Origin of the sequence: Corynebacterium sp. J010B-136, from assembly GCF_002967075.1 — a bacterium.
Classification (GTDB): domain Bacteria; phylum Actinomycetota; class Actinomycetes; order Mycobacteriales; family Mycobacteriaceae; genus Corynebacterium.
This window is the reverse complement of the sequence record NZ_PUGE01000002.1, coordinates 121914-141783: the sequence shown is the minus strand read 5'-3', so window position 1 is coordinate 141783 and position 19870 is coordinate 121914. Positions and strand designations below refer to the sequence as shown.

Below are 19870 nucleotides of genomic sequence, written 5' to 3'. Positions count from 1 at the left end.
AATAATTTCACACAACTTGCACTTGGTGCAAACTTGCACGGGGTGTAACATTGCATACCGTGCAAGAAGTTAATGATAATGAAGAAGACTCCCTCCCCGGCAGTGACCTCGGGTTAAGGGAGCAGAAGCGATTGGCAACCAAGCATCGCATCGAAGACGCTGCGACGCGCTTGGTTGATGAATCGAGCTTTGACAAAGTAACAATTGAAGAAATTTGTGAAGCCGCCGGGATTTCCCGACGCACCTTTTTTAATTATTTCAGCACTAAAGAAAGCGCCGTTATCGGCGCGTCCTCGGAACCGTTGACGGAAAAGCAACGCAATGACTTCTTGAATGCTGACGCCAGCAGCCTCCTGGAGTTGATGGTTGAGCAGATCAAACAACACCTAGAGTCTTCTCATCAGAGCCCGGAGATCCACGAGCGCCGTCAGCGAATCTTTGCAGATCCGGACGTCGCGGTCCGCGCAATGGTGTTTCGTAAAGAGCGCTTACGGGAGACCATGGAGCTAATTACCCAACGTCTTCGGGAACATCCTGAAGAACAACGCGCCCCAGAATTAGATCCGGGCACAGAGGCGATGCTGCTGAGCGGATTTATCCGCGAGGCCACCTGGATGGCTATGTCACGACCCGATCGTGATTGCACACTGCCAATGGGTGACCGCATCTATCGCGCGATGGAATTGATTAAGAATTACACGAAAGGACTGGAATGGTAGCTAAAAACTCCACCCCAAGCACGGCCGACCAAGCCAGTGCTACCACTGTGGAAGAACTCCCAGTGGTCAATGCTGAAATGGCAACGCCTTCAGCAACCGACCCAAACCTCGGTAAAAAGACCGCGGATAACGTCGGCATTATTTTTGCTGCCTTGATGCTCACCATGCTGATGAGCTCGTTGGGGCAGATGATTTTCGGTTCCGCTCTGCCGACTATTGTCGGTGAGCTCGGCGGCGTGGACCAGATGAGCTGGGTTATCTCAGCTTTTATGGTCACCATGACCATTGCTATGCCACTGGCCGGGCAGCTCGGTGACCGCATGGGCCGCAAGTGGGTCTACATCTCAGGTATCGCTATCTTTGTTATCGGCTCAACCCTTGGTGGTTTCGCCAATGGCATGGGCATGCTGATCACCGGACGTGCAATCCAGGGCTTCGGCGCCGGCATCATGATGATCTCCTCGCAGTCGATTGTGGCTGAGGTTGTCTCCGCACGTGAGCGCGGCAAGTTCATGGGTATTATGGGCGGTGTCTTTGGCGTCTCCTCCGTACTTGGTCCAGTTCTCGGTGGCTGGTTCACGGATGGTCCTGGTTGGCGCTGGGGCCTGTGGATCAACATTCCACTGGGTCTGCTGGCAATTATTGTCTGCGCTTTCGTACTGAAGCTGCGCGTGGGCGAGCAGGGCTTTAAGGGCTTTGACTGGATGGGCTTTGCGGCTATCGCAATCACCACTAGCACTCTGATTCTGCTCACCACCTGGGGCGGAAGCGAATACGAGTGGACTTCCCCAACTATTTTGTCCATGGCTGCCGTAGTCATCGTCGGCGCACTGCTCACCGTATTCATTGAGTCACGTGCATCCCAGCCGCTGATCCCGGTTCAGCTATTTAAGAACCGCAACATGGTTCTGACTACCCTGGCCGGTACTGTTCTGGGTCTGGCCATGATGGGCGTGCTTGGCTACATGCCAACCTACCTGCAGATGGTGCACACCCTGACGCCAACTGAAGCAGGCTTGATGATGATCCCGATGATGGTCGGCATGATCGGTGTCTCCACTGGTGTTGGCTTCATCATCGCTAAGACCGGCAACTACAAGTACTACCCCATCGCGGGCCTGGCCATCACGGCGTTTGCTTTGTGGTGGATGTCCCAGATGACCGTTGAGACTTCATTGACCGGTATCGGAGTTCGCTTCCTTGTATTCGGTGTCGGCTTGGGCTTTGTCATGCAGGTACTGGTGCTGATTGTTCAAAACTCCTTCCCTGTATCGCAGGTCGGCACTGCCACGGCGGCTAATAACTTCTTCCGCCAGATTGGTTCGGCATTGGGTGCTTCCATCGTGGGTTCGATGTTCATTCACAATATGCAGAATGAGATGGCTACCCGTTTGCCTGATGCCCTTGCATCGTTGGGCAAGGAAGGCGCCGCTATTTCGCAGCAGTTCCAAGGTGCAGATGCCGCCAACTCCTTGACTCCGCACGCAGTCGCAGAGCTTCCCGATGTCCTCCGTGACGCTATCTTAAATTCCTACAATGACGGTCTGACCCCCGTGATTGGCATGATGGTGCCACTGGCCATTGTTGCAATGCTGATTTTGTTCCCACTGCGCCAAGAGCGCTTGAAGGAAACCATCGAATAAGAAATTTTCTCCAAGGGAAAGTTCTTACGGGGAGTGGTTCCGGTAGGACAACCATAAAAATAAACGCTCTGCAAGATTCTGATTAACTCAGTTTCTTGCAGAGCGTTTGGCGTTTTTGTGTCGGTCTAGATGCTCTTTCTTATGCTTGAAGTGGGCGCTGGGCTTTGATGCGCTCTGAGGCGGTGGCTTCAAACTCTTCTTCAGCGGTGACCTTCTCAGGCTTTGGAAGCAGCTTTTGATAGACGACGGTATCGCGCCATTCACCCGCACGCGGTCCGTAGGTCATCTTGGCCAAGTGCTTGTAGGTGCCTACTTCCTCGAAACCGCGAGAAACGTGCAGCTTCACAGAACCTTCGTTTTCAGGGAAGATCCAGGAATGAATGGCCCACATGCCTAGCTCTTGGCAGACCTCGATGAACTTATCCAACAATCCGCTGGCGACTCTCCGGCCGTGGGCCTCGGGGTCAACATAGATGGAATCTTCCAATACGCCGGCAAGAACTGGGCGCTGGGAAATAGGAGCGCCAGAAACCCATCCGATAACTTTGGAATCGTCATGCAGTTCCACCGCAACAAATACGGTGTCCATATTTTTGCCGTCGATAAACTCTTCCAAAGTCAGAGGTCGGTGCTCATAAGACGCATTACCTGTTACAAGCCCCTGCTCATAGATGTCTTGAATCTGCGGGTAGTCTTCTGCCCGGAAAGCGCGAATTGCGAAGTTCGACTTTGTCATGCTCCCATTATCCGGATAGATACCGATTAACGCCACGTGAGTCATCGTAATCCGCCTAAATTCACAAGCGACACTTTGCCGCTAGTTGTCACTTTCCAATAGTTCTGTGACCAATTCTGCAATCGCTGAACGTTCGGAGCGCTGCAAAGTAATGTGCGCAAAGAGGCTGCGGTCTTTCAGCTTTTCGATGACCGCCTGCACCCCATCATGGCGCCCCACCCGCAGGTTATCGCGTTGCGCGACATCGTGCGTCAATACGATCCGCGACCCGCGCCCCAGACGCGAGAGTACGGTAAGCAACACGTTGCGCTCCAATGACTGGGCTTCATCGACGATGACGAAGCTGTCATGCAATGAACGCCCCCGAATATGGGTTAGGGGTAGTACTTCCAACAGTCCGCGGTCGTGGATCTCTTCAATGACATTGTCGGAAACCAGGCCTTCGAGAGTGTCATAGACCGCCTGTGCCCAGGGATTCATCTTCTCCGACTCGGAGCCCGGCAGATAGCCTAAGGATTGGCCGCCGACAGCATACATTGGGCGAAAGACCACGATTTTGCGGTGCTCTTGACGCTCCAGAACTGCTTCCAGCCCGGCGCACAAAGCCAACGCGGATTTACCGGTGCCAGCGCGGCCGCCGATGGAAACGATGCCCACCGATGGGTCCGAAAGAAGATCGAGCGCAATGCGCTGCTCGGCAGAGCGGCCTTGCAGCCCGAAGGCGTTCATATCACCGCGCACGAGCTTCACCGTGCCATCAGCCATGACCCGTCCCAATGCGGACTGTTGATTCGCTTGCAGGCTCAAACCGCAGTGCACCGGGAGTTCATCGACAAGCAAGCCCTCATCAGTGACGAGATCATCGATAACGACTTCCCCATCGCTAAAGAGGTCATCAATGACATCAGGAGAGACGTGCACATTGGCCATGCCGGTGTAGCCGGTAAGCACGACGTCTTGTGCGTGGTACTCATCGGCCTCAAGACCGACGGCGCCTGCTTTGACTCGCAGCGGCACGTCTTTTGTCACCAGCACGGTATCGCGACCTTCGTGAGCGAGGTTTAAGGCACACGCCAAGATGCGGTGGTCGCCTTCGGTACCGCGAAAAGCCAACGGCAGCAGGGACTGGTCCTGGTGGTTGAGTTCAACATGCAGCATGCCCCCGTCTTCATTCGCAGGCACAGGCTGGTCCAGAAAGCCGTGCTTGGAACGCAGGCTTTCTAAAAGACGAAGAGCTTGGCGGGCGAACCAGCCAAGCTCCGGGTGATGACGTTTTCCTTCCAACTCCGAGATAACAACAACGGGCAAAACCACGTCGTGTTCTGCGAATTTCTTCAGTGCCCACGGATCCGACAGCAACACCGAAGTGTCTAGAACATAGGTTTTGGTCTTCTTAGCTGAATCTAGGTGCGCTACCGAATCATAGGAATTCGTTTCTCGAGCTGGATTGTGCGGTGAACAGGTTGTGACGTTTGAATCAAACATGCCTGCAGGGGTCTCCCTTTTCGCTTGGCGGTGTCAGTGTGTTGAGCAAGTGCTCTTCTACCTCCGCCCGCAAACAAGTTCTTGCGAGCTTCTCCGGTTAGTGCCCACCATAAGCAAGAGAGATTAAAATTACACGGTTGCAAGATGAACTTTGCGTAAACCCACTTCTTGTTGCTTAACCACGTCGGCCTTTCCGCGGCCGTGAACTGCGGTTGGGAGACTTTTGGGAGCCCGTTTTGGCTCCTGCATTCCGTCGCGCTTGCTTGGCTTTAGCTTTTTCGCGCGCCGTTTTCTTCGGTGCTTCATGCCGTGAGGAATTCAGCGTGCGGCCTTTGGCGATTCCGACGAAGTCCTGAATAGCCTCAGAATCATTTTCTTTCAGCCACACCAGAGCAATTTCGGTTTGCGGTACCTGCGGGTCTTTCAGTTCCAAAGGCACGACTTGCTTCTTCGATAGCACCTTCAGCAATGGCCGCGGCGCGATGACGATACCCACATTGGCAGCAACTACTTGTAGGCCAGCGCGGATTTCATCGATGTCGAGGGATGCATCGGGGCCAATGCGATAGTTCAGGTATTCATCAGCAATATCGCGCGGGTCAACCGCCTCCCCTAGCTCCGCAAACACGGAATCTTTCGGGACCGCTACCCCGCGGGCCTCGGTATATAGCCGCACGATATGGGTGGTGTCTTCGCTAATTCGCTTGTCGATGCCCCCATGCGGCAACCTCGCCAGCACCACATCGACTTCGCCTGCAAGCAATGGATCTAAGGCGTCATCCGCATCGATGGTTTCCAAGCCTCCGTGATCGGTGGCGCGGCGGAAGCGCTCGAACCATTTTCCTGGTTCGGTGCCGGTGGCAAAGCTCAATCGCAACATGACAGCTAGCTTAATCGGGGATGTTTCCCATGGTCGAACTTGGTGCTACCGTAGAAATCGTGAACGACAACAATTTGCAACCATCTGGTACCGCTATGCGCCCGCAGACTGCGGCGAAAAAGCTCGGCATCTATCTTCCTGCTGCTCCTTCGGAGTTCCAGGAGCGGGCAATTACGCACGCGGAGCTGCGCGATTTGCACACCAATCCTCCGGAGTGGCTTACCGAGCTGCGCCGCACCGGCCCGTACCCTCGTCCGGTAGTTGCGCAGAAACTGGGAATTTCAGTTACTGCTCTGAAGAAAAACGACATGGACAAGCCACTTGATGCCGCGCAAATCAAGGAGCTTTTAGAAAACCAGCCGGATTGGCTGCGCGCGGCACGCACCGCTCATGCAGAAGCGCGCACCGAAGGGCAGTCTGCCGAAGGTAACGCTGCAGAGGGCAATGCTGCTAGTGATGCAACCGCTCCCGTCGAGGAAGAAGACTTCGTCGAATCCGTGGAGAAGTCCCTAGCGGAAAGCGAAGCTGCTATCGAAAAAGCTTCAGAGGATGCGGATAAGCAGTAACAGCTCCGCGCTAGAACGCTTCGCTTAGAGCGCTTCTCCTGGTGAGGCACTTTGTGCCACACGCAATTAAGAAAAGGTCAGACCCTGGAATTTCCGGGGTCTGACCTTTTAATGCTTAGAGCTGTCGACGGTCTGGTTTAGACGATCTTCCAGTCTTCCAAGCCCTCGTAGAGTGGGAACTGCTCAGCGAGCTTGTCTACGCGTGCGCGCAGCTTCTGAGTATCGGCGTTCTTGCCATCAGTAAGCGCGGTGCCGATGATGTCTGCAACCTCGGTGAATGCTTCTGCATCCAGGCCGCGGGTAGCCAGAGCGGACGTACCGATACGCAGACCAGAGGTCACCATTGGTGGACGTGGATCATTTGGAACTGCGTTGCGGTTCACGGTGATGCCGACCTCGTGCAGAAGGTCTTCTGCCTGCTGGCCATCCATCTCAGAGTTGCGCAGGTCAGCTAGAACCAAGTGCACGTCGGTGCCGCCGGTGAGAACGTCAACGCCTGCTGCCTTTGCCTCAGGAGTGGTCAAGCGCTCAGCAAGAATCTTCGCGCCTTCCAGAGTGCGGACCTGACGGTCACGGAATTCTTCGGAAGCAGCAACCTTCATGGCAATTGCCTTCGCTGCAACCACGTGCATCAAAGGACCGCCCTGCTGGCCTGGGAAGACCGCAGAGTTGAGCCTCTTAGCGTAGTCCTGCTTAGCCAGGATCATGCCGGAGCGAGGACCGCCCAGGGTCTTGTGCACGGTGGTGGAAACAATGTCAGAGTGTGGAACTGGATTTGGGTACAGATCAGCGGCAACGAGACCAGCAAAGTGTGCCATATCGGTCCACAGGTAAGCGCCCACTTCATCCGCGATGGATCGGTATGCTTCAAAATCCAGGGTGCGTGGGTATGCAGACCAGCCAGCGATGATGACCTGTGGCTTTTCTGCAATAGCCTGCTCACGCAGCTTGTCCATGTCGATACGGTTGGTTTCTGCATCGACTTCGTAGGCAGCTACTTCGTAGAGCTTGCCGGAGAAGTTCAGCTTCATGCCGTGGGTCAGGTGACCACCGTGAGCCAAAGAAAGGCCCAGGATCTTGTCACCTGGGTTGATAAGAGAAGCTAGGACGGCAGCGTTTGCCTGTGCACCGGAGTGTGGCTGTACGTTGGCAAACTCAGCGCCGAACAGAGCCTTAGCGCGGTCACGCGCCAGATCTTCGACGATATCAACGTGCTCACATCCACCGTAGTAGCGGCGACCTGGGTAGCCCTCTGCGTACTTGTTGGTAAGGACGGAACCCTGTGCCTGCAAGACTGCACGAGGAACAAAGTTCTCCGATGCAATCATCTCCAGGGTATCGCGCTGGCGAGCAATTTCACCGTTGATGGCTGCATAGACCTCTGGGTCCAAGTCACGCATTTCCTGGTACTGAGCATCGGAAGAATTCTGGGTAGTCATGTGACTATATATTCCCTTCGTCGAAGTGGGGATGAAGCAATACATCACACATGATAGCTAAGGTTGGGCTAGTTTAAAGAACTTAGCGCGATTAAAATAACTTCCGCCCTGCCCCACGACCGGTTAATTCCGGGTTAATTTCTTCGTAACCTGCTGTAGTGACACAATAGAGCCCATGGCGCGGAACTCCGATTTAAGCCCCTACCTTGATTTCGACCGCGATACCTGGCGTGGACTGCGTAAGTCCATGCCACAGGTATTGACTGAATCCGAAGTGAAGAAGCTCGCGGGCATTGGTGAAAACATCAACCTCGAAGAGGTAGCTGATGTCTATCTTCCGCTTTCCCGTCTCATCCACATGCAGGTCGCGGCGCGGCAGGCGCTAACTCAGGCAACCGAGCAATTCTTGGGAAACCCGCCCAGCCACGTGCCTTTTGTTATCGGTGTCGCAGGCTCTGTCGCGGTAGGAAAATCCACGACCGCACGTTTGCTACAAGTTCTTCTAGAGCGCTGGGACACTCACCCGAAGGTCGACCTAGTCACGACCGACGGATTCTTATACCCCACCCGCATCTTGCAAGAGCGCGGTTTGATGTCGCGCAAAGGCTTCCCCGAATCTTATGACCGTCGCGCGTTGATGCGCTTTGTCACCGACGTTAAATCAGGCAAAGAAGTCGTCCGCGCTCCCCTATACTCACACGTGTCTTATGACATTGTGCCCAATGAGTACCAGATGGTGCACCAGCCCGATATTTTGATCCTCGAAGGCCTCAACGTTTTACAAACCGGGCCAACGCTGATGATTTCAGATCTCTTTGATTTCTCGGTGTATGTGGATGCGCGGGTAGAAACCATCGAAAAGTGGTACATCAACCGCTTCCTCGGCTTGCGCCATACTGCCTTCCGTGAGCCCGGCGCACACTTTGCTGCTTATGCCGATATGAATGATGAACAGGCTTTCAAGCAGGCCCGCGAAATTTGGCAGTCGATCAACTTGCCGAACCTAGTGGAAAATATTCTTCCTACCCGCGTGCGCGCATCATTGGTACTACGCAAAGGCGAGGATCACACGGTGGAAAAAGTCCGCATGCGCAAGCTTTAGTTTTCACCTTTCGCCCAAGCGACGACCGATTCAAGCTCATTCAGATCCACGCGGTCGATGTCCTTTTTGAATGAATCAATCATGGACTGGTCATTGTCACTGCGCAGAGCACGGGGTTTGAGCTTTAAGGCTTGAATAATGCCCCTCATCACCGCCATGTGCGCGGAGGATAGCTCAGAATAGTTCAACCGCCCAGGCAGATAAAAGCGCACGATGTTATCACCGACTTGAGCGGCTAAGCTATCATCCTTGCGGGCTTTTTGAATAAGAGTCATTCCCACGCAACAAATTGCTGTAGGGCGTCCAGCTTTGTGCGCGGCAAGCGCTGCTTCCGCCCCGGGCACCCGCGGGCCATGGATGTAGGAAAAGACCACCACTGGCCCCTCACCTGCTTCCAATTCAGTCTGCAAAGCAAGTGAGTCATCCCAGGTGGCAGGGGCGACATCGAAAAGCGCAGCGAAAGCCTCAGCATATTGCTTGCTGGAACCATACTGGGATTGATACAACACCTGAACCATCGGTGGCTCCCCTCACTATTTACCAAACCGGCGTGAGCGCTGCGAATAATCACGCAACGCGCGCAAGAAGTCGATCCGGCGAAACTCTGGCCAGTAAGTATCTGTAAACCAAATCTCCGAATAGGCCGCCTGCCACAGCAAAAATCCCGAAAGGCGCTGTTCACCAGAGGTGCGGATGACCAAGTCTGGGTCAGGCAGCCCCTTGGTGTACAGGTGCTTGGAAATTGAATCTACGGTGATGCTCTCAACCAGTTCTTCTGGCGTCGCACCTGCGTCGACTTCCTTCTTCAGCATCGCTTGCACCGCGTCAACAATTTCTTGGCGCCCACCGTAGCCAACAGCGATGTTGACGATAATCCCATCATTGCCCTTTGTGTCTGCCGCAGCAGAGGACATCTTCTGCGAGACTTCCTCAGGTAAAAGGTCAAGGTGGCCCACGAGCCGAACTTGGCAATTCAGATCGCCATGGCTTAGGTGGTCGACAACTTCAGTGATGATGTCGAATAACAGGTTGACTTCATCTGCAGAGCGCTTCAGGTTTTCAGTCGAGAGCAGGTAGATGGTCACTACTTCAACTTCAGTATCAGCGCACCAAGACACCATTTCGCTAATCTTCTTCGCGCCTTGACGGTGCCCGTGGCTGATATCTTCAAAGCCCGCTTCGCGTGCCCAGCGGCGGTTGCCATCAGCCATCACAGCGACATGTTTAGGCTGGGGCTTACCTTTAAGCTCAGAAATCAGACGGGCTTCATAAGCTGGGTACAGCAATGCGGGAAGAAGTTTCACACCTGCATTCTATCGTGTTGCGCGGCGGGCACGAACCGCAGCCGCCAACTCGGCCAAAAGCTCCACGGTGTCATCGATATCCATGCAGGCATCGGTGATGGATTGGCCGTATTCCAGGCCGTCAATGCCCAATTTATCGAGCGACTGTGCGCCGCCTTCCAGGAAGGATTCCATCATGATGCCGGCGATGTTTTCATTGCCGGAAGCAATTTGCTTAGCGATGCCCCGTGTCACCTCCACCTGGCGCACATGATCCTTGCCTGAGTTCGCATGGGAGGCATCAATCATCAAGCGTGCATCTTTGCCTAACTTCTCAGTTACTTCGGCAACGGATTGCTCGTCCCAGTTCGGCCCGTGCGATCCGCCGCGCAAAATGATGTGGCAATGCGGGTTGCCAGCAGTTTCTACCACCGATGGCTGACCGTCGTCAGAGGTGCCAAAGAAGAAGTGCGGTGCAGCAGCCGACGATGCAGCGTGGATTGCAACATCGACGTTGCCATCCGTGCCATTTTTGAAGCCAATCGGCATGGACATTCCAGACGCTAGCTGTCGATGCACCTGGGATTCAGTGGTGCGAGCACCAATCGCGCCCCAAGCCACGGCATCTGCGTAGTACTGCGGGGAGTTGGGCTCCAAGAACTCGCATGCTGCTGGCAAGTCTAAGTTGACGATATCTGTCAGCACCTTGCGCGCGGTGCGCAGGCCAGAAGGAATGTCGAAGGACTGGTCAAGATGTGGGTCATTGATTAGCCCCTTCCAGCCCACGGTGGTGCGTGGCTTTTCAAAGTACACGCGCATAACAATCTTCAGATCTTCATCCAGCGCGCGTGCCAACGGCGACAAGCGGTTGGCGTAATCAAGAGCTGCGACTGGGTCGTGAATGGAGCACGGGCCGACTACGACAACGAGGCGATCATCTTCACCGTCGAAAATCTCGGCAATCTCTTGGCGGTCTTGTTCTACCTTCGCCGCTTGCTTTTCACTTAGCGGCGACTCTGCTTGAAGTTCAGCCGGACTTGGCAAGTGGTGAAAAGCCTTAACGCGACGGTTGGAGGTTGAGGCCGGGGTTTGTAAAGAGACTGGCTGCGACATGGGATGAAACTTCCTTTTGGCTAAATAGTGGGATGTGGTGCCATTTGCCTGCGAGGGAAGTTATTAATTGCTTTGTCCTCACCCCGAGGCAAAATAAAAAGCAGCTCTTCTTCTAGAAGGCTGCTTGGCTCCGGGGTGGAAAGTGCGTTGGCGTTCGTTAGTGCGTGGCGCTACTTTGCGTTAGCACGACAACAACAAGACGCCGGATAGCCCCGGAGCCTTGCCATAATAAAATCGGTTAACGAACATGAGCGAAACTCTAGCACACTTTCTTGACGAACGTGCGAGTTTCATAAAAATCGCACGTCAGGGCGTGAACTTTCAAGCGAATTCACCGCCGAAATTCTTTCAAGGATTTCGCTAGAACTTGGATTTCTTGCGGTAGTCGTACAGACCCGCTTCTTTCATCGCCTGATCCAAAGCTTCTTGGTCGAAAGGATCGATGCCATGGGCTTCGGCGAACAGGGTGCGGCGGCGGAAGCGTGAGTAACGGCGGTGGAAGAACCAGCCTGCCATCAACACAGCGATGAGCAAGAGAACCAGCACCAGCAAGCCGATGGGCGAGGACTTACCAAACTCCGGGCCGACTGGACCGTCTTGGCTCCCCTGCGCGAAGTACAACACGTCAGCGGTAATACTGTGCATTAAATAAGTCATTAGTTATTCGCCTCTCCCAGCGATTTGTCAATCCCCGGTACACCAGCCAGCATATCGTTTTCTGGCAAGGAAGTTGATACCCGAGTCTGCGCCAATTCAAATTCTTCCGTCGGCCACAAACGTGCCTGCGTAGCTACCGAGGTAGCTAAGAACGCGCCTGCCGGATCAATCTGCGTAGCGTGTGCTCGCAGGGCATCTTCACGGTTCTGGAAATAATCAGCGCACTCGATCTGAGTGGTAACGCGCGACATGATATCGCCGAAGGATGCATCCCAACGCGCCATCATTGGCGTATACGGACTGGTGCGCCCCTGCTCTAGTAGTTCGTTGTGGAATAGCTCCATGCGCTGATAAACAAAGCCGTGCGAGTAATACAGCTTCAGTGGAGTCCACGCTTCGCCGAGCTCAGGCTTGTAGCCAGCGTCTCCAGCCTTTTCCCAGGCAATCATGCTGGCGCGGTGCACCATCAAGTGATCGGGGTGCGGGTAGCCACCATTTTCGTCATAAGTAATGATCACGTGCGGCTGAAATTCACGGATAACCTGGATGAACTTGTCCGCGACTTCGTCATCGGGAGCTTGCGCAAAGCAATCTTCCGGCACGAATTGGCGCACTACATCAGGATCTTTAGCCTTATTTTGTTTAGCTAATTCCTGCGGCAAACCGGAGTCAATATAACCCAGCCACTCGTGCTGTACGCCCAGCGCGCGGGCAGCTTTGGCCATTTCTTCATGACGGATATTGGTCATGTTTTCTTTCACGCCAGGCTTATCCATCGCCGGGTTGATGATGTCGCCGCGCTCGCCACCGGTGCAGGTTAATACCAGCACCTCGTGGCCTTCGGCCGCATACTTTGCCGTTGTCGCCGCACCCTTGGAAGATTCATCATCCGGATGTGCGTGAATGGCTAAAATGCGCCCAGCATTCAAAGCGTTCATCATTTCCTTTTATTCACTCGACGATTAAACTATCTGCCTATCTTAGGGCATGATTCGGCATTTGCTGAAAGCACGCTAGACTAGCTGTTTATGAGCACTGCTGGACGTCAGCCCAATCAAAATTCCCAACTAACACAACGCAATCGGGGCGCAAGATATTCCGAACGTACAGATCATGGACGTGTCCGGTCCGGAGACCTCACCAGCAAGGCAGTAGTTGCCATTTTCGTGGCAATTATCGTCGTCGGCATCTTCTTTGGCTTTAAGTACCTTGAAAGCCGCGATCAGATTAACGCGCAGATCCACTACATCTCCCATGAAGAGATTGATGAGGATACCTTTGGTGTTTGGGTTGATGTCACCCGCAACCGTCCGGACGAACCGGCATATTGCATCGTCCAGGCATATGACTTCTCTAAGGCTGAGGTTGGCCGTCGCGAATTCGCTTTAGCTGCTGATGGCCGCGAAAATGTACGGGCATTCGTTGAAATTCCGATCACTGCGCAGGCAGTCGCTGGCGATGCATACGGATGCTCAAGCACGATGCCACCCTACTTGGACACCGAGCACACGATTTACGAGTAGCCGAGGCCAAGAAAGGTCTGTGGTTGTGCTAAAATTCGTGCCCAGTAATATCCTTGAGTTGGCAGTTCGGTCCTAATAATTATTATTGGAATATTTTGGGGCCGACTATTTCTATGCCAAGGTGATGCGGCAAGCTTTCACAGGCATTCCACATGCCAAGGCAACGGGCCACGGCCTATATACTCTAGGTATAAAACAAGCTATGACAAGGAAGGTCGAAAGTATGGCAGACCAAAAGCAATACATCACTCCAGAGACGAAGGCGAAGCTCGAGGCTGAGCTGCAGATGCTCATTGACCGTCGCCCTGAGGTTGCAGCGGAGATTAACGAGCGCCGTGAAGAAGGCGACCTCAAGGAGAACGCTGGCTACGACGCTGCGCGTGAGATGCAGGACCAAGAAGAGGCCCGCATCAAGCAAATCTCCGAGGTTTTGGCTAATGCCACCACTGAGCGCGAAGGCGTTCAGGATGGTGTTGCTGCTATCGGCTCCGTTGTGCACGTCTACTACAACGGCGACGAAGACGATAAGGAAACCTTCCTCATCGGTACGCGCGCTGCAGCTTCCGATAACAAGGACTTGGAGACCTACTCCGAGCAGTCCCCTCTCGGCGCAGCTATCTTGGGCGCGCAAGAAGGAGAGACTCGCGAGTACACCGCCCCAAACGGCAAGGTACTTTCAGTCACCATCATCTCTGCCAACCCATACGACTCCGCAAAGGCTGCGACTCCACGCAGCTCTTAATCGCTGTTTCCTGCTAGCTTCACCCTGACTTGAGAAAGATTCCCATGAAGAAGTTTTCCCGTATCTCCGCCCTGGGCGTAACTGCCGCCGCTGCTTTCGCTATCGTTGCATGCTCCCCTCCAGGAGAGGTCGACTCTGATGTCAAGATCGACAATGCTTCGACCTTTGAGAACCAGAGCTCCCCTTCCTCGAGCGCTGAGTCCACTTCGGCAGAGCCTTCCGCTACTGATGCGGCTGCTGCAGGCGAGCAGGCACAGTTCATTGATTGTGTTGCGGCACCAGTCACCGAGCCAACTTCGATTAGCTTGGACTGCACCACCAACAGCGACATGGTCACTGAGATCACTTGGGAGTCTTGGGAAGCTGAGACCGCTGAAGGTACCGGCACCCGTGGTGAGGACGAAGTAGCAGTCGTCCTGTCCCAGCCAACGCAGACCGAAAACGGCCTTGCTTTCACCCAAATTGAGGTTGATGGAGAAGTCGTCACTCCATAGCTTTCATAGCTTTTCGACGAATATAGCGCCTTCCACTACCGCCCCTATCTCTTTGGAGATTCGGCGGGTGCTTTGAAGGCGCTTTTTGTTATCTCATGCGCCTAGCTAGGCGGATAAGCCAATACGGTGAGCCGGAAGATACCGGCGCTGAAGCTTAGAGCTTCTTCCCATTGGTCTGCCTGACAAAGGTCTGGCCAGCTTTTGTTCTCACACAGAATCCCCCCGGTCTGCGTGCTCCAAGCATTAGCAACGCTTGAAGCAATTTCACTTTCAGCGGACAAAAGGGAACTGCCGGTACCCTTGCATCCAGGTGAAATATCGAACTGTCACGTGCTCAACCGTATTGACTTATACCGGGGAAACAGATCGTCCTCATCAGGCTGTGGCTTTGCAGCCACAGCCCAGTAACTCCCAGCAGAATTAAATCCGCTGGGAGGAAGGAGCATTAATCAGTCGCCCTAAGTCAAGAATGCCTTAAAAGTCTTGATTTGTCTTGTCATGTATGGATAATTATTCTGCTGAATATTTCAGCGCTTACAGCATGTGTCCCTCGGCGGGAATATCCGTTCCCTCCCGGGCATTTAACCTCCAGATATAAGAACTATCTATATTATTCCGCATGACCCTGGCCTGAGGTCGAGTAAGCTGCCCCTCCCCCGCCGCCACCCCCGAATACCACGAACTCCACGAAATGATCGTGGGTACCCATAAATAAAGCCCGCAGGGGCAATATTAATGCCTGCGGGCAAGGTGCCGTTTTCTAACACCTACATGAAAGAAGAAGTGCTAGCGCTGCTGGAAATAGCTGAGCAAGCGCAAAATTTCGGTGTAGAGCCAGACCAGAGTAACAGCCAAGCCAAGAGCCACGCCCCACGCGTAATTCGAAGGAACGCCCTGGCGAATCATCTTGTCAGCAGCATCAAAATCCGTCATGAAAGACAGCGCTGCAAGACCGATGCACAAGATAGAGAAGACGATAGCCAGCATGCCACCATCCCGCAGCGGGCTGTTACCGGTAAAGATGGCCAGGAGGAAGTTACCCAAGGCCAAGAAGGCAACGCCAAAGATAGCACCAGTAACAATCTTGTTAAAGCGTGGAGTAACCTTTACTGCCCCGGTCTTGTAGACAAAGAGCATGCCCAAGAACACACCGATGGTACCCAAGATTGCTTGGCCGATAAGCGCGCCAGCATTCGCATTGCCAACGAGGAAGCCGGAGAGCAGCAAAGAAAAGCCGCCGACAAACAGTCCTTCTAAGGCTGCATAAATTAAGGTGACAGGCGCCGAGCCCCACTTCTTAGCAAAGGTTGCTACCAGCACGGTGATAAAGCCACCGATACCGCCAACGACCGTCAGCCCGATAGCGATGGTTGGATTAACATAAACCGCAATCCCAAAGTTCACGACTGCGAATGCAATAATGACGGCCAAAGTGATGCCAGTCTTGGTGACTACGTCATCAACGGTCATTGGTCGGGTCGCTTTGGCCGCCTCGCCCGAATACTCCGAGCCATAAGGTTGGCCGTAGCCATAGTCAGCTTGTCCACGTGTGCTGTTATTAGACAGCGAATTCATTACCGGGTTGCTAGAGCGCAAGGGAATCCCGATCCTTTCTAGAAAAAATATCTTCTTCCTTATTCATTGAGTTCAACGAACACAGCGCTCAAGAAGTTCCCATGTCACCAAAATTTTCGCGCACTTTATTTACGCGCACGGATAGATAAGGGACCGTTGGATTTTCCTGGTGGGACACATGCCCTGGGCGGTGGGCGTATGCCCACCGCCTGCATCGACAAGCAAATGCGAAAAGGCCAGGCAAGAATTACTTCCTACCTGGCCAATTGTGCCCCCAGTCGGACTCGAACCGACACTGGATTGATTTTAAGTCAACTGCCTCTGCCATTGGGCTATGGGGGCGTGCATAAAGCAGCACGTAGGCTACGCGCCGAAAGCACTGCTTTAGTTTATAAAACACTTTAAAGAAAAGGAAACTCGGGGTCCCTTAATGCTGTTTTAAGAGTACATCTCCGCGACAATTGTGGCGGTCAGACCATCCAGAATGTCCTTTTCGCTGATATAGAACGAACGCGCAGAGCTGTTGCGCTCAATCATCTGCATAATACCTTCCACAGCTACTGAACCGCCGCCGATGACATCAGCGCGGCCTGGGTGGATAACAGGATTTAGCGCACGGGTCTCTGCTGACTCGGCGATGAGCTGCTTGGTCAGGACGCGGAGGGCATCGAAACGCAGCTCCGAACCGTGGATGAGCTCAGCGTCGTAGCTTTCCAAGCCCTGGGCCAGCGCAGAAAGCGTAGTGAAGGTACCTGCGCAACCGACAAAAGTTACGGCTTCACTGATAGGAACAATCTTTTCTACCTCAGACATGCGCTCTGCGACGTAGTCCGAAGCAATCTCCACCTCAGTCTCCGTCGGCGGATCCGAAGGCATCATGCGCTCAGTGATGCGCACGCAGCCCATGCGAGCTGAGTGCGAACCGATAATCTCACCGTCAGCGCTACCCACAATAAATTCTGTCGAACCGCCGCCGAGGTCAATGACGCAGTATGGGCTGCGGTCCTTGGAAAGATCCCGCACGGCACCTTGGAATGACAGCAATGCTTCTTCTTCCCCGGAAATAACTTCTGCGCGCGCCCCGGGCTGGATTTCCCCCAGCAACTCTTCGGTCATTTTGAAGAATTCCTCGGCGTTGCCCACATCGCGAGTCGCCGAAGTAGCAACCATGCGGACACGTGTAACGCCCTCAAATTTCATCTGCTGCACGTACTTTGCAAGAGCAACGCGAGTGCGCTCAATTGCCTCCGGCTGGAATTCGCCATGAGCATCTACGCCTTGCCCAAGGCGAACGATCTCCATGGAACGGTGGACGTCCCGAACGCTGCCACCGGGGCGCACATCGGAGATAAGTAGGCGGATAGAATTTGTGCCACAATCAATGGCTGCTACACGAGTCATTTTAAAAGCTCCCCACCTTAGGCGTTAGAAAAATCAAACTGGTCCAGGTCGATCCCTAGCTCCTTAGTCGTTGGCCAATCCTGTGGGATGGCTGACCCGCGAAGCTTACCATGATCAGCGGCCATGGCTACTGCCTCTGTGCCAAAGCGGAAGTGCTCTGGCCCCTCTGCCAAGGCATAGGCAATCAGGACGTGCAGGCACTTCACACGGTCTGGCATGCCGCCGCCGGAGAAGTCAGTGCCAAGATCTTCCATCGCATTGCGCTCTTTCAAAAAGTGCTCATGTGCATTGCGGTAGTCCGCCTGCAACTGCTCGTCTTCTTCCAGACGCGCTTCCATCCACTTCATAACGTGAGCCACTTCAAGGCGCGAGGCCTCAGCGGTCAGGCGCGGATCAGTTAAGTAGTACAGCGTTGGAAAAGGTGTTCCATCCGGCAACTTTGGAACTGTTTTAATCACCGCGGGCTGGCCATCAGGCGTGCGGTAGGAAATATCAACAACACCGCGGGGTTCACGGCCGAGCTGTTCGGTAACAATGGAGAGATCTGCGTCAGATACGGTCATGCCGTCATTATTCCATGTACTTCAATTGGGAACTAACTAAAAGGTTTTTCACTGGACACTTTAACGTGCATATTTAAAGTTTCGACGTTCGAATAACAGTTCGATAACAAGGGTTGCGATGGCGTGTGGGTGAGCTAAGATAAGTGACAGAAGTTTAGAACAGATTAAAATGGAGAGGGGGGTAGCCATGAATAATGCAACAATCACATCGAACATAAAGGATGCCGTCAATCTTGTGATTGAAGGCGTCGATAAGCTGTGTGCAGCATTTGAACACATCGAAGATGTTGATTTCTACAGCATTCACACTGATTTCGAACGCTTTGAAGAATCACTCCACCGCAAGACTTTGCTCGATGCAGCATTCGCTTTCATGGCTGAGCGAGACGACGCTGGTCGTCTCGTGGGCTCTTCCCGCTCTACTGACTATCTCACTAAGTGCCTCGGCCTCACCCACGCGGAGGCTGCCATGCGCCTTACCGCGGGTAATAGTCTTTACGGCAAGATCACCCCGGATCCAGTTCCAGATCCTGAGCCAGTTGAACAAGAGCCTATTGCCGAACCTGACGAAGGCTTAAGCGAAGAAGAACAAGAGCGGCAACGCCAAGAAGCGGAAGAGGAAGCGCAACGCAAAAAGAAAGAGGCTGAGGACGCAGCTCGCCGCGAGCATGAAAAGGCCAAAGAGGAAGCTGAACGCCGCGCTGAGCGTGAACGCAAAGCGCAAGAAGAACGTCGCCGAAAGATGGCTGAAGAGGCGGCGAGCGCAGAGATTGCCAAGATCATTGAGCAAGAGCTTCGCAATTTAAACAAGTACGCCCAGCCAGGACCTCAGGAGCTCCGTGCAAAGGCTCTGGAAGAGTCAAAGAAGCGGTCCCCTGAAGACTTACGCAAGTGGCTTCGCAAGCAAGTCACCAATGCGAACGCCGCGGGAAACATGCCTAATGGCAAGAAAGACCCTTTTGCTGCCACCCGTAAGCGCAATCTCTGGATGGGTGAGCCGGATGCCGACGGCATGGTGCAGTTATCGATCCGCACCGATGCTCTCGGCGCAGCCTTGCTGGCTAAAGTACTCCTTCCTGCACAGCGCCCCGGCGGTCCAGAGCTTCCTCCGGAGGAGGACAACCGTACTTTTGGGCAGCGCCGACACGACCAACTGATGGAAGTGTGCTCTCAGTACGTTGAAGGCAAGGACCCGAGGTCTGGACTTGGTTCCATCGTTGTGTCTGCGACACTAGATGACCTTGAAGCCCTCTCCCCCGAATCAGAGTTCACAACCGATACAGGACATAAACTCACCGTCTGGGATTTGGTGAGACTCTCACAAGGGGCCAGCGACTACCTGGCGATTCTCGACCCAGAGAATTTCCAACCGCTAGCACTAGGAAGAACAAAGAGAACTGCGTCATTTGCGCAGAAACTCGCACTTTTGGCTGCGGAACTTTGTTGTTCAGCCCCGGGGTGCAATAGGCCGATGGCAGAAACTGATGTTCACCACCTAGTGGCATGGCAGCATGGAGGAGCAACCGATATCCGGAACCTCACGCTGCTGTGTAGAAGACACCATGTAGATAACAACGATAATCATGACTTCCGCAATGGCATGGGGCACTCGAAACGGGATCCGTATACCGGGCGGGTGGGTAAACGAATGCCCGGCGAAGATGGCCTCATATTCAACGAATCTGCAACAGCGGAAGAATCTGCAGCGGCTCAGTTTAGACGGCGAGCTGCTCAGCGAGGAACCCAAGAAGCAGACGAGGGTCCGCCGCCGACAGCGAGCGAGGCAGAGGGCGCATTGTTCGATATTGATACAAAGCGCGGGCCTGTAAGACGGGCTTCATAAGTACCTGGTTAGTTAAAACGCATTCAAGGCGAGGGAAAGTGGGCTTCCGCTTTCCTGTTTTGCCGCTCTTCCTAGCTTGCTGACTCACGGAAGGTTTATCCCCGGA

The 19870-nt window shown here is 53.9% G+C and carries 19 protein-coding genes, 1 tRNA gene and 1 pseudogene; 8 read left to right on the top strand and 13 right to left on the bottom strand.

Features of this window, described 5'->3' with window-relative positions; genetic code table 11:
* The first annotated feature begins 59 nt into the window (after positions 1-59).
* Both C5Y44_RS04030 and C5Y44_RS04025 read left to right on the top strand, forming a co-directional pair.
* The gene (locus C5Y44_RS04030) at positions 60-719 is read left to right on the top strand and encodes a TetR/AcrR family transcriptional regulator (protein ID WP_105323782.1); all 660 of its coding nucleotides are present in this window, start codon (positions 60-62) and stop codon (positions 717-719) included.
* A complete protein-coding gene (locus C5Y44_RS04025) occupies positions 713-2362 on the top strand; it encodes an MDR family MFS transporter (RefSeq protein ID WP_105323781.1) in 1650 nt (549 codons plus the stop codon). The genes C5Y44_RS04030 and C5Y44_RS04025 overlap by 7 nt, the downstream gene beginning before the upstream one ends.
* 139 nt (positions 2363-2501) lie before the next feature.
* Here C5Y44_RS04025 and C5Y44_RS04020 read toward each other — a convergent pair whose 3' ends face one another.
* From C5Y44_RS04020 to C5Y44_RS04010, 3 genes are all read right to left on the bottom strand, one after another.
* Complete coding sequence (locus C5Y44_RS04020; RefSeq protein ID WP_105324061.1) at positions 2502-3098, bottom strand: GNAT family N-acetyltransferase; 597 nt, start codon at positions 3096-3098, stop codon at positions 2502-2504.
* Between the two features lie 81 nt (positions 3099-3179).
* Positions 3180-4583: a PhoH family protein gene (locus tag C5Y44_RS04015; protein WP_105323780.1), complete on the bottom strand. Its 1404-nt coding sequence runs from the start codon at positions 4581-4583 to the stop codon at positions 3180-3182.
* Positions 4584-4758: 175 nt separating this feature from the next.
* Positions 4759-5463, bottom strand: coding sequence for a LysR family transcriptional regulator substrate-binding protein (locus C5Y44_RS04010; protein WP_105323779.1), 705 nt, complete (start codon positions 5461-5463; stop codon positions 4759-4761).
* A 29-nt stretch (positions 5464-5492) separates the two neighbouring features.
* Between C5Y44_RS04010 and C5Y44_RS04005 the strand changes: the two are divergent.
* Positions 5493-5873 (top strand): annotated as a pseudogene (locus C5Y44_RS04005) (DUF5997 family protein); the annotation flags it as partial.
* Positions 5874-6166: 293 nt separating this feature from the next.
* Here the strand turns inward: C5Y44_RS04005 and glyA are convergent.
* Positions 6167-7468: a serine hydroxymethyltransferase gene (glyA, locus tag C5Y44_RS04000; RefSeq protein WP_105323777.1), complete on the bottom strand. Its 1302-nt coding sequence runs from the start codon at positions 7466-7468 to the stop codon at positions 6167-6169.
* A gap of 175 nt (positions 7469-7643) precedes the next feature.
* On the opposite strand from glyA, the gene coaA reads away from it, so the two are divergent.
* Positions 7644-8570, top strand: coding sequence for a type I pantothenate kinase (coaA, locus tag C5Y44_RS03995; protein ID WP_105323776.1), 927 nt, complete (start codon positions 7644-7646; stop codon positions 8568-8570).
* Here the strand turns inward: coaA and C5Y44_RS03990 are convergent.
* The 5 genes from C5Y44_RS03990 to mca all read right to left on the bottom strand — a co-directional run bounded on the left by C5Y44_RS03990 (position 8567) and on the right by mca (position 12564).
* Positions 8567-9088 carry a flavodoxin domain-containing protein gene (locus C5Y44_RS03990; RefSeq protein WP_105323775.1) on the bottom strand — a complete coding sequence of 174 codons (522 nt, stop codon included), beginning with the start codon at positions 9086-9088 and terminating at the stop codon, positions 8567-8569. The two genes, coaA and C5Y44_RS03990, sit on opposite strands and share 4 nt — an antisense overlap.
* A gap of 15 nt (positions 9089-9103) precedes the next feature.
* On the bottom strand, positions 9104-9874 hold the full coding sequence (locus C5Y44_RS03985) for an isoprenyl transferase (RefSeq protein WP_105323774.1): 771 nt from the start codon (positions 9872-9874) through the stop codon (positions 9104-9106).
* Positions 9875-9883: 9 nt separating this feature from the next.
* Entirely contained in the window at positions 9884-10966 is a 1083-nt protein-coding gene (locus C5Y44_RS03980) for a 3-deoxy-7-phosphoheptulonate synthase (RefSeq protein ID WP_105323773.1), read from the bottom strand.
* A 360-nt stretch (positions 10967-11326) separates the two neighbouring features.
* Positions 11327-11623, bottom strand: coding sequence for a hypothetical protein (locus C5Y44_RS03975; protein WP_233189819.1), 297 nt, complete (start codon positions 11621-11623; stop codon positions 11327-11329).
* On the bottom strand, positions 11623-12564 hold the full coding sequence (gene mca / locus C5Y44_RS03970) for a mycothiol conjugate amidase Mca (protein ID WP_369831067.1): 942 nt from the start codon (positions 12562-12564) through the stop codon (positions 11623-11625). Before mca ends, C5Y44_RS03975 begins: the two co-directional genes overlap by 1 nt.
* An 87-nt stretch (positions 12565-12651) precedes the next feature.
* Between mca and C5Y44_RS03965 the strand changes: the two genes are divergently transcribed.
* The 3 genes from C5Y44_RS03965 to C5Y44_RS03955 all read left to right on the top strand — a co-directional run bounded on the left by C5Y44_RS03965 (position 12652) and on the right by C5Y44_RS03955 (position 14382).
* Positions 12652-13146: a DUF4307 domain-containing protein gene (locus C5Y44_RS03965; protein WP_105323772.1), complete on the top strand. Its 495-nt coding sequence runs from the start codon at positions 12652-12654 to the stop codon at positions 13144-13146.
* 223 nt (positions 13147-13369) lie between these two features.
* Positions 13370-13888: a transcription elongation factor GreA gene (gene greA / locus C5Y44_RS03960; protein WP_105323771.1), complete on the top strand. Its 519-nt coding sequence runs from the start codon at positions 13370-13372 to the stop codon at positions 13886-13888.
* A 44-nt stretch (positions 13889-13932) separates the two neighbouring features.
* Positions 13933-14382: a hypothetical protein gene (locus tag C5Y44_RS03955; protein ID WP_105323770.1), complete on the top strand. Its 450-nt coding sequence runs from the start codon at positions 13933-13935 to the stop codon at positions 14380-14382.
* Between the two features lie 786 nt (positions 14383-15168).
* Here the strand turns inward: C5Y44_RS03955 and C5Y44_RS03950 are convergent.
* From C5Y44_RS03950 to C5Y44_RS03935, 4 genes are all read right to left on the bottom strand, one after another.
* Positions 15169-15978 carry a Bax inhibitor-1/YccA family protein gene (locus C5Y44_RS03950; RefSeq protein ID WP_105323769.1) on the bottom strand — a complete coding sequence of 270 codons (810 nt, stop codon included), beginning with the start codon at positions 15976-15978 and terminating at the stop codon, positions 15169-15171.
* Between the two features lie 248 nt (positions 15979-16226).
* Positions 16227-16299, bottom strand: a tRNA-Leu gene (locus tag C5Y44_RS03945).
* Positions 16300-16395: 96 nt separating this feature from the next.
* A complete protein-coding gene (locus C5Y44_RS03940) occupies positions 16396-17358 on the bottom strand; it encodes a Ppx/GppA phosphatase family protein (RefSeq protein WP_105323768.1) in 963 nt (320 codons plus the stop codon).
* A 17-nt stretch (positions 17359-17375) separates the two neighbouring features.
* Entirely contained in the window at positions 17376-17921 is a 546-nt protein-coding gene (locus C5Y44_RS03935) for a DUF501 domain-containing protein (protein ID WP_066795201.1), read from the bottom strand.
* Positions 17922-18108: 187 nt separating this feature from the next.
* Here C5Y44_RS03935 and C5Y44_RS03930 point away from each other — a divergent pair, with 187 nt between their 5' ends.
* Entirely contained in the window at positions 18109-19764 is a 1656-nt protein-coding gene (locus tag C5Y44_RS03930; protein ID WP_105323767.1) for an HNH endonuclease signature motif containing protein, read from the top strand.
* The last annotated feature ends 106 nt before the right edge of the window (positions 19765-19870 follow it).